The following is a 9,892-nucleotide window of genomic DNA, read 5'->3' as shown; positions in this document are numbered from 1 at the left end:
CACGGCGTCTCCGGGCTGTCCGGGCCGAAGCGGTCGGCGCCGATCATCTCCGCCCGCCAGCCCGGCAGCGCCGGCAAAGCGCGGGCGCAGGCGGCGACGAAGCTGTCCGCGCCCTTGTCGGACACCACGCGGCCGGCGAACAGGATCAGCTTGTCACGCGGGTCGGGCGATGGCGGGATCTGCAGCAGGTCCAGGCAGTTCGGCAGCACCACGGGCGCGCGGGCGGGCGCCGCAACGCCCTCCAGCAGCCGGCCGCGCAGGTAGTCGGACACGGTCACCACCCGCGCCAGCCTCGCCAGCAGGGCGGCGCGCTCGGCGGCGCCGCGGGCCCGGCGCATCCCCTGCGGGTCGTTGTGCAGGAACAGGCAGACCGGCGTCCGCGGAAAATGGCCGGCCAGGAACAGCGCCACGTCCGGCCGGTTGTGCACCTCGATCAGCGCGGGACGCAGCGCGCGCAGCACCCGCGCCACGCCGCCGGCGTAGCGGCGGGCCAGCCGCGCCGGCTGCCAGGACGGGGTTGCCGCCCGGAACGCCACATCGGCGAACGGCGCGCCCTGCTTCATCCCCACCACCACCGGCGCGAACGCGCCTGGCCGGGACGCGAGCCGGTGCACCAGCAGCCCCACGGCCCCGGTGGCGCCGGGGGCGAACCCCTCCCGGGGCGGCAGGATCATTGCGACGACGGGTTTCATTGCCGAGCCGACCCTAGCTTTCCCGCCGGTACTACGCCATGGCACGACCATCTTTTCCGTCCATGCAATGGCCCGCCATGCTCGTCCGCCGCCTGATCTTCTTCGCCATCCTGCTGCTGACCACCATCGGCCTCACGGCGCTGATGTGGTCCGTGCTGGCGCCTGGCGGCTGGACGGTGGCGAAGGCGCTTTTGCTGGCCTGCTTCATCGGCGTGGCGCCGTGGCTGGGCGTGTGCCTGGGCAACGCCCTTCCGGGCTTCCTGATCCTGGTCCTGGCCCGCCATCCCGCCCGCACGGTGCTGCCGGTGGACGGCGACATCGACAGCGCCCCTATCACCGCGCGCACCGCGCTCGCCGTGACCATCCGCAACGAGGACATGGCCCTCGTGCTGCCGCCACTGCGCCGGCTGCTGGAGGGGTTGGCGGACTCCGACCGGTTCGCCCTGTTCATCCTGTCGGACACGCAGGACCCCGCACTCGTCGCGGCCGAGGAAGCGGCCATCGCCGCCTTCCCGCTGCCGGTGCGCTACCGCCGCCGCGCCGCGAACACCGGCTTCAAGGCCGGCAACGTGATGGACTTCCTCGACCACCACGCCGTCGGCTTCGATTTCGTCCTCACGCTCGACGCCGACTCCGAGATGACGCCCGCCGCGGTCCGCTGCCTCGTGCGCATCATGCAGGCCGCCCCGCGCATGGGCATCGTGCAGCATCTGACGGCCGGCCGCCCGGCCGCCTCCGCCTTTCCCCGACTGTTCCAGTTCGGCATGCGCGCGGGCATGCGGGTGTGGTCCATCGGCCAGGGCTGGTGGCAGGACGACGCGGGGCCGTACTGGGGCCACAACGCCATCCTGCGCATCGCCCCGTTCCGCGCCCATTGCCGGCTGCAGCCGCTGCCCGACGGCAGCCCGATTCTGTCGCACGACCAGGTGGAAGCGGCGCGGCTGCGCGCGGCCGGCTGGGGCGTGTGCGTCTGGGCCGATGACGACGGCTCGCTGGAAGCCAACCCGCCGGCCCTGCCGGAGTTCCTGCACCGCGACGCGCGCTGGCTCGCGGGCAACCTGCAATACCGGCATCTGCTGGTCATGCCGGGCCTGCGGCCGATGGGGCGCTGGCAGCTTATGCAGGCCATCCTGCTGTTCGCCGGGGCGCCGCTCTACAACGCGATGCTGGCCCTGGCCGCGATCGCCGCCGCCACCGGCGACACGGCGGACTTCCCGCGCGGCCGCCTGCTGGCGCTGGCCCTGGCCTGGACCCTGATCCTGTACGCCCCGAAGCTGCTGGGCTACGCCGAGACGCTGATCTTCCGCGCGCGCAGCGCCCGCTATGGCGGCCGCGCCCGTTTCGCAGCGGGGGCGGCGGCCGAGTTCGCCTTCACGCTGCTGCTGGACGCGCTGTCCTACCCCACCAAGACGCTGGCCATGCTGCGCCTGGCGCTGGGCGCGCGGCCGGGCTGGCTGCCGCAGAACCGCAGCGACCGCGGGGTCGGCTGGGCCGAGGCCGCACGCATGTTCTGGCCGCACACGCTGTTCGGCACCGCCGTGTTCGCGCTGCTGGCATGGTCATCGTGGCCGATGGCGCTGTGGGCCCTGCCCTTCGCCGGCGGCCTGCTGGTCTCCGTTCCGTTCTGCGTGGCGACGTCGGACCCGCGCCTGTCGGCCTGGCTCCGCCGCCGCCGCATCGCCGCAACGCCCGAGGAGCTGGCGGGCAATCAGCCCTGCAACGGTCCGCCGACATACTCCACGCCGTAGCTGTCGCTGATGTCGATCAGCGCCGTCTCGTCGCCCGGCAGCCGCAGGCCGGACACGGCGGCGAAGAACGTCTCGAACCCGCCGGGCACCACCGTCATCAGCATCCGCGCGGGCGTAGGGCTGAGCACCCGGAAGCTGTGCGGCACCCCGCGCGGCAGCACCGCGGTGGCGCCGGCCTCGGCCTCGTAGGTCTGGCCGTTGCACCACACCAGCAGCTTGCCTTCCAGCACCCGGAAGATCTCGTCCTCGCGGTGATGGGTGTGCCTGGGCGGGCTGAAGCCGGGCTGCGAGGTCAGTTCCCAGATGCCATAGGCGCCGCCGACGCTGCGGGCCGGCACCACGATGCGAACCTGCTCGCAGCCGAACGCAGTGACGGTATGGCCATGCCCCGGCCGCACGAGCATGGGCCCCCGCGACGTGGTGGACTCGATGTAGTCGAGCATCACGCAACTCCCTCCTGTTGCCGGCCTTGCGGGCCGGGTCGGGAGCCTTCTGCCGTCACACCACCCTGCGCACAGTGACGTGGCTCACAGCTTCATCGTATTTCGAAGCCGGACGAACTCAGGCGGCGAACAGCACCGCGACGCCGCCGGCTTCGGCGAGCAGGCCGCCGGACGCCGGGCGGGCGCGCCCGGCCAACAGCCGCGCCACGGCGGCGTTGCCGTCATCGGTCCGCACCACGATGCCGGCCACGAACGGCAGCGACGGGATGGCGATGCCGGGGAACACCGCCCCCAGGGACTCCGGCGGCAGAATGCGCACCCGCCCCTGCGCCAGCACCAGGGCGTAGCCGCCGGCGGGATCGGGCAGCACTGCCACCCCGGCGGCGCGCGACAGCCTTGCGGCCACCACCGCCGGCGCCTCGGCCACGATCACGACCGCATCCAGCGCCACCGCCCGGTTGGGGTGGTGCAGGAAGCGCTCCTGCCAGACCAGCTCGGGCGTCAGATGCCGCAGCAATTGCAGTCGCGGCTCGGCGTCGGCGAGCGGCAGGCGTGCGAAGCGGGCCTGCGGACCATCGGGATCGGCCGGGTCGGCGGGGCGTTCGGAGGCGGCGATCTCGGTGGCGAAACCGGCCTTGCGCAGCCGCGCCAGCGCCCCCTGCTCGTCGGACACGGCGAAGGTGACGATGTGGATGCCGCAGTAGCGAGACAGGAATCGTTCCAGCGTGGCGCTGCGGGCAGCCGGATCGACCACGGCGATCAGCTCGACATAGCCCTGCCGCAACATGATGCAGCGATTGCCGGTGCCGGTCGGTGCCAGGCTGCCATCGGCGGCGCGCGCTGCGTGGCGCGCCAGCCCGGTCAGCGCGAAGCCAAGCCCTTCCCACGCCGCAGCGGCCAGGTCGAGGTCGCGAACCGCGACCCCGACATGGTCGAGCCCCTCGGCGATGCTCAAGGGGCGGTTTCGTCGCGGGCGAGATGCCAGTCTGTGGGCTCTTTCGCCGCCGCGTCGTACCACGCCGCCACCAGCGGATGCGCCCGCACGGCGTCGCAATAGGCCTTGGCCTCGGCCGACAGTTCGGGCTGGTAGGTCAGGAAACGGGCGACCACCGGGGCATACATCGCGTCGGCATTGCCGAACGCCGCGCCGAACAGGTACGGCCCGCCGGCGCCGTAACGGGCGCGGGTCTCGCGCCACAACGCATCGATGCGCTTGATGTCGGCCAGCGCGCCCTCGGTGCGGCATTTGCCGGCGGACCCCGGCCGGAACAGGCTCATCGGCATCGCCATGCGCAGCTCGCGGAAGCCGGCATGCATCTCGCAAGCGATGGCGCGCGCATGCGCCCGCGCGCCCTGGTCCGCAGGCCACAGGCCGGGCGCGAACTCGGCGCAGTATTCGCCGATGGCCAGGCTCTCCCACACCTTGTTGCCGCGATGCTCAAGATAGGGAACCGTGCCGCCGGGGCTGACCGCCTTCACCGCCGGCGTGGTGCCGCCCGCCAGCGGGATCACCACCTCCTCGACATCCAGCTGCGCCAGCTTCACCGGCAGCCAGCCGCGCAGCGACCAGGACGAATAGCGACGCGTGCCGATATACAGCCGACCGTCGGACATTGCGTATCTCCCTTCATTGCGCGGCCAGCATCGCACGCCGATGGCTTGCCCTGAAGCGGCCAAAGTGCTGCCCTGCGCCGTTCTTGCTGGAGACCTGCCATGAACGAGATCGCCCCCCGCCCCAACAACCTCGACGCCTTCTGGATGCCGTACACGGCGAACCGGGCGTACAAGTCCACGCCCCGCCTGCTCGCGCGCGCCGAGGGCATGCACTACTACACCAATGACGGCCAGGAGGTGATCGACGGCACCGCCGGCCTGTGGTGCGTCAACGCCGGGCACGGCCGCCGCGAGATCACCGAGGCGATCCAGAAGCAGGCCGCGGTGATGGATTTCGCCCCCACCTTCCAGATGGGCCACCCGATCGCCTTCCAGGCCGCCGCCAAGGTCGCGGAAATGACGCCGGACGGGTTGGACCACGTGTTCTTCACCAACTCCGGCAGCGAGTCCGCCGACACCGCGCTGAAGATCGCCCTCGCCTACCAGCGCGCCCGCGGCGAGGCCCAGCGCGTGCGCCTGATCGGGCGTGAGCGCGGCTATCACGGCGTGGGCTTCGGCGGCATGTCCGTGGGCGGCATCGGCCCCAACCGCAAGCAGTTCGGCGCGCTGCTGCCCTATGTGGACCACCTGCCGCACACCCACGCCCCCGAGCATAACGCCTTCACCCGCGGCCAGCCGGCCTGGGGCGCACATCTGGCCGATGCGCTCGACGGCCTGGTGGCGCTGCACGGCGACACCATCGCCGCCGTGATCGTCGAGCCGCTGGCCGGCTCCACCGGCGTGCTGGTGCCGCCGCAGGGCTATCTGCAGCGCCTGCGCGAGCTGTGCGACAAGCACGGCATCCTGCTGATCTTCGACGAGGTCATCACCGGCTTCGGCCGTATCGGCGCGCCGTTCGGCGCCGAGCGCCTGGGCGTGACCCCGGACATGATCACCATGGCGAAGGGCCTGACCAACGCCGCGGTGCCGATGGGTGCCGTGGCCGTGCACGACAAGATCTACAGCGCCATCGTGGACGGCGCGCCCGCCGGCATCGAGCTGTTCCACGGCTACACCTATTCCGGCCACCCCCTCGCCTCCGCCGCCGCCATCGCGTCGGTCGACCTGCACCGCGCCGAGGACCTGCCGGGCCGGGCGCGGGCCATGGAAGGCTATTTCGAAGACGCCGCGCACAGCCTGAAAGGCCTGCCCAACGTCATCGACATCCGCAACATGGGCCTGGTGGCCGGCATCGAGCTGCAGGGGCGCGCGGGCAAGCCGACCGACCGCGCCACGCGCATCTTCCACCGCTGCTTCGACGCGGGCGTGCTGATCCGCACCACCGGCGACATCATCGCCCTCTCGCCGCCGCTGATCGTCGAGAAGCCGCATGTGGACCGCATCTTCGGCACCCTGGCCGACGCGATCCGGGCGGAGGCGGCCTGATAGGGGGAAATCAAGGGAGTCCAGGGCTCTGCCGTCGTCGCGCAAGCGGCGCGCCGGATAGCCCCGCCAAAGGCCGTAGGCCTTTGGAAACCGCTACTCTCTTGGCTGCGTCAGCAGCCTTCAGATGATATCTGATGTCAACTGAAGGCCGCTGACGCGGCTGAGAAAGTGAAGGATTGCCAACGCTTCTGCGCATCGCGCGAAGGAGCGCGACGGGCTTGACTGGGGTCGAGGGGCAAAGCCCCTCGCCTGTCAGCCTTCCAGTCCCCCTGTCTCCATGATCATCTTTCGACGCACATGGCGACACCCATGCCGCCGCCGATGCACAGCGTCGCCAGGCCCTTCTTGGCGTTGCGCCGCTGCATCTCGTACAGCAGCGTGATCAGCACCCGCGCGCCCGAAGCGCCGATCGGGTGGCCGATGGCGATGGCGCCGCCGTTCACGTTCACCTTCGAAGTGTCCCAGCCCAGGTCCTTGTTCACGGCGCAGGCCTGGGCGGCGAAGGCCTCGTTGGCCTCGATCAGGTCGAGGTCCTCGGCCTTCCAGCCGGCGCGCTGCAGCGCCTTGCGGCTGGACGGGATCGGGCCGGTGCCCATCACCGCCGGATCGACGCCGGCCGTGGCGAAGGACGCGATGCGGGCCAGCGGCGTCAGCCCGCGCTTGGCCGCGTCGGCGGCCGACATCACCACCAGGGCGGCGGCGCCGTCATTGATGCCGCTGGCGTTGCCGGCGGTCACGGTGCCGTCCTTGTTGAAGGCCGGCCGCAGCTTCTGCATCCCCTCCAGCGACGCGTCGTGGCGGATATACTCGTCGTTCTCCACCACCACGTCGCCCTTGCGGCTTTTGACGGTGACGGGGACGATCTCGTCCTTGAACTTTCCCGCCTTCTGCGCGGCGCTGGCCTTCTGCTGGCTGGCCAGCGCGAAGCTGTCCTGCTCGTCACGGGTGATCTGGTAGGCCTTGGCCACGTTCTCCGCGGTGTTGCCCATGTGGTAGCCGTTGAAGACGTCCCACAGCCCGTCCTTGATCATGGTGTCGATGAACGTCATGTCGCCCATCTTCTGGCCGGCGCGCAGATAGGCGGCATGGGTGGACTGGCTCATGCTCTCCTGCCCGCCGGCGACCACGATCGCGCTCTCGCCGGTGCGGATCTGCTGGGCGGCCAGCGCCACGGCGCGCAGGCCGGAGCCGCATACCTGGTTGATCAGGAACGCCGTCTTCGAGTCTGGGATGCCGGCGGCGTGGGCGGCCTGGCGGGCCGGGTTCTGGCCCTGGGCGGCGGTCAGCACCTGGCCCAGGATCACCTCGTCCACATCGGCGGGATCGAGCTTGGCGCGCGACATCGCACCCTGGACCGCCGCGGCGCCCAGCACATGGGCCGGAACGCTGCCGAAAACGCCGTTGAAGCTGCCCACCGGCGTACGCGCCGCGGCAACGATGACGATGTCGTCCATATCTGGCTTCTCCTCAGCGGGTCGATGGCCCGCGATGGTTCGAATTTAGGTCGTCACACGCCACAGCGGAAGCGGCCGCAGGCGGCGTCCGGGCCCCCGCATGATAGTTTAGTGCGGCGCAGCGCCAGCGCCAGCGCCCGGTCAGAGCCCGCGCACCCAGTCCAGGAAAGGCCGCCACAGCACCGCCTCGGCTGTCGATCCGGCGGCCATGCCGATATGGCCGGCGGCGGGCTCGTGCAGCACGGCGTTCGGGATGGCGGCCGCCAGCGGGCGCGCGCTTTCCGGCGGCACGATCCGGTCGCGCCCCGGCACGGCCACGAAGCAGGGCAGGTCCAGCGCCGCCGGGTCCACCGCCAGCCCGGCCACCCGCCATGTGCCGCGGGCCGGGGTATTGGCGCCGTACCACCCGTTCAGGCATTCCCGCGCCACCGGGCCGGCCAGCGGCACCCCGTCGTTGAGCCAGTCTTCCAGCGCCACGAACAGCCGGGCCCGGTCGCTGTCCTGGTTCAGCCGGCCGAAGCCGCGGTATTTCGTGGCGATACCAAAGGGGTCCAGCAGCGCGAACATGATCTGCAGCGCGTCGATCGGCAGGGCGCCGCCGAACGCCAGCAGCGGCTCCATCAGCGGCAACAGGCGCGCCAGCGCGGTGGCGCGCGTGGGATCGTCGCCATGGAAATCCCAGGGCGTGGCCAGCAGCGCCAGTGCGGCCACCAGATCCGGCCGTCGCTGCGCCGCCGCCACCGTCAGCAGCCCGCCCATGCAATAGCCGGCCAAAACCACCCGCCCGCCCACGGCCGTCAGCGCCCGCTCCAGCCGGCCGGCGATGTAGTCCGTCAGCGTGAAGCTGCGCTCCAGCTCGCCCGGCCAGCCCCAGTCCAGCAGCAGGACCCGCAGCCCCTCCCCGGCCAGGAAGCGGGCCATGGAGTGCCGGGGGGCGAGATCCAGCACATGGGCCCGGTTCACCAGGCTGGGCACCAGCAGGACCGTGGGCCCCGTGCCGCCGAAATCCAGCAGCCGGCTGCCGCCCTCTTCCCAGATCGCCGGAACCTCCGGCAGCACGCGCCGCCAGGGATGGCGGCGATAGGCGGCGATGCCGGCGATCAGCTCGCGGTCCTGACGCAGCGCCTCCATCAGCACGGCCTGGGGAAACGCGCCGTCGCCGCCCTGCAGCGCCGCCGCGATCGCGCGCGCCTGCTCAGCCGCGGCCGCGCTCCAGTTCGGCGAGGCGCTGCTCAAGCTCTGCGACGCGATGAGCGAGGCGCTCGATTTCAGCATCGCGAGCGTCAGGTGCAGCAGCAGCGGGCGCGGGCCGCGGCGCAGCAGCGGGCCGGGGGGTGCCGGCATCAGGCATGTTTCTCGGCATGGCGCTCAGCATGGCGCTGGCCGCGCCCGCCCATAGCGCCAGCAACGATTGCCACGACTCCTGCGCCTCCCGGTCCACGGCGGCTGCGGCCAGCTCGCTCTGCCAAAGCGTGATCCAGTCGCGTGCGAGGTCCTGCATCTCCGCGACCGGGTCTGCCGTCGTGTCCGGGGGCGGAATTCGACTCGTCATCCGCCATCCTTCCTCCTGACGGGGCGGACCATATTCGCCGCGAAGTCGCGGGAAAACCGTGAAATTGCGCCCGGCGCCGGACAGAGATGAAGTTTTGGATGTTGCGGCGCATCATGCTACGATAACGCCACAATTCCCGCGAGGGGGGCAGATGTCGCAGACCGCCAAGACGGACCCGACCACGTCCGCTGAAAAAACGCCCGTCGTTGTCAAGAAATATGCCAATAGACGATTGTACAACACGGAAAGCTCCAGCTACATCACGCTCGACACGCTTGCCGATATGGTCCGCCTGGGACGCGATTTCGTCGTCTATGATGCCAAGACCGGCGAAGACATCACCCGCAGCGTGCTCACCCAGATCATCGTCGAAGAGGAAGCCAAGGGCCGGGCGCTGCTGCCGACCGGCTTCCTGCGCCAGTTAATCGGATTCTATGGCGATTCGATGCAGAATCTGGTGCCCAAATACCTGGAGCAGGCGCTGAGCAACTTCACCCGCCAGCATGAGCAGATGCGCCAGGCGATGCAGCAGACGATGGGCAGCTTCTTCCCGTTCGGCATGGAGGAAGTGGGCCGGCAGAACATGGCGATGATGGAACGGGCGATGAGCCTGTTCACCCCGTTCTACCAACCCGACGGCACCGAGACACCGCGCCCGGCCGGCGAATCGCCGCTGGAGGCCGAACTCGCCGCCCTGCGCGCCGAGATCGAGTCGCTGCGCAAGCAGCTTGCCGAGGCGCGGACGGGCGCCGTCACAGCGAGCAAGGACAAGGTCGAGAAGTAGACGGGCGGGCCCGCGCGGCTTCGACGCCCCGGGGCGCGGCGAATGCAGCCGCCGCGCCCCGGTCCCGTCGTCAGGCTCGTGAAGCTCCCTGCGGCTTGCCGCCGCTTGGGTAAAAGACTGTAAAATGCCCCGTGGAAATGCAAGACATTTCCGTTCGGCATCTTTCCGCCGGTAACGCCC

General features: G+C 70.8%; 9 protein-coding genes. 3 read left to right on the top strand and 6 right to left on the bottom strand.

The window, feature by feature from the left end:
• Window positions 1–674, bottom strand: a 674-nt coding sequence (locus tag OL599_RS23475; protein ID WP_264716474.1) for a glycosyltransferase, incomplete at its 3' end; no start/stop codon positions are given.
• 95 nt (window positions 675–769) lie between these two features.
• Here OL599_RS23475 and mdoH point away from each other — a divergent pair.
• Complete coding sequence (gene mdoH / locus OL599_RS23470) at window positions 770–2,440, top strand: glucans biosynthesis glucosyltransferase MdoH (RefSeq protein ID WP_264716473.1); 1,671 nt, start codon at window positions 770–772, stop codon at window positions 2,438–2,440.
• On the opposite strand, the gene OL599_RS23465 is transcribed toward mdoH, so the two are convergent.
• From OL599_RS23465 to OL599_RS23455, 3 genes are all read right to left on the bottom strand, one after another.
• A complete protein-coding gene (locus tag OL599_RS23465; RefSeq protein WP_264716472.1) occupies window positions 2,401–2,883 on the bottom strand; it encodes a cupin domain-containing protein in 483 nt (160 codons plus the stop codon). The genes mdoH and OL599_RS23465 overlap by 40 nt on opposite strands.
• A gap of 118 nt (window positions 2,884–3,001) precedes the next feature.
• Window positions 3,002–3,838 (bottom strand): VOC family protein, encoded by an 837-nt coding sequence (locus OL599_RS23460; protein ID WP_264716471.1) that lies wholly within the window; start codon window positions 3,836–3,838, stop codon window positions 3,002–3,004.
• A complete protein-coding gene (locus tag OL599_RS23455) occupies window positions 3,835–4,497 on the bottom strand; it encodes a glutathione S-transferase (protein WP_264716470.1) in 663 nt (220 codons plus the stop codon). The genes OL599_RS23460 and OL599_RS23455 overlap by 4 nt, the downstream gene beginning before the upstream one ends.
• Window positions 4,498–4,596: 99 nt before the next feature.
• Between OL599_RS23455 and OL599_RS23450 the strand changes: the two genes are divergently transcribed.
• Complete coding sequence (locus tag OL599_RS23450) at window positions 4,597–5,922, top strand: aspartate aminotransferase family protein (RefSeq protein ID WP_264716469.1); 1,326 nt, start codon at window positions 4,597–4,599, stop codon at window positions 5,920–5,922.
• Between the two features lie 281 nt (window positions 5,923–6,203).
• Here the strand turns inward: OL599_RS23450 and OL599_RS23445 are convergent, their stop codons facing one another.
• A complete protein-coding gene (locus OL599_RS23445; protein ID WP_264716468.1) occupies window positions 6,204–7,376 on the bottom strand; it encodes an acetyl-CoA C-acetyltransferase in 1,173 nt (390 codons plus the stop codon).
• A gap of 141 nt (window positions 7,377–7,517) precedes the next feature.
• Window positions 7,518–8,720 carry an alpha/beta fold hydrolase gene (locus OL599_RS23440; RefSeq protein ID WP_264716467.1) on the bottom strand — a complete coding sequence of 401 codons (1,203 nt, stop codon included), beginning with the start codon at window positions 8,718–8,720 and terminating at the stop codon, window positions 7,518–7,520.
• A 359-nt stretch (window positions 8,721–9,079) separates the two neighbouring features.
• On the opposite strand from OL599_RS23440, the gene phaR reads away from it, so the two are divergent.
• Complete coding sequence (phaR, locus tag OL599_RS23435) at window positions 9,080–9,712, top strand: polyhydroxyalkanoate synthesis repressor PhaR (protein ID WP_264716475.1); 633 nt, start codon at window positions 9,080–9,082, stop codon at window positions 9,710–9,712.
• Window positions 9,713–9,892 lie beyond the last annotated feature (180 nt).

It is taken from the genome of Limobrevibacterium gyesilva (assembly GCF_025989185.1).
Lineage (GTDB): Bacteria > Pseudomonadota > Alphaproteobacteria > Acetobacterales > Acetobacteraceae > Limobrevibacterium > Limobrevibacterium gyesilva.
The sequence above is the reverse complement of the archived record's forward strand: the minus strand, read 5'-3'. Positions and strand labels throughout refer to the sequence as shown.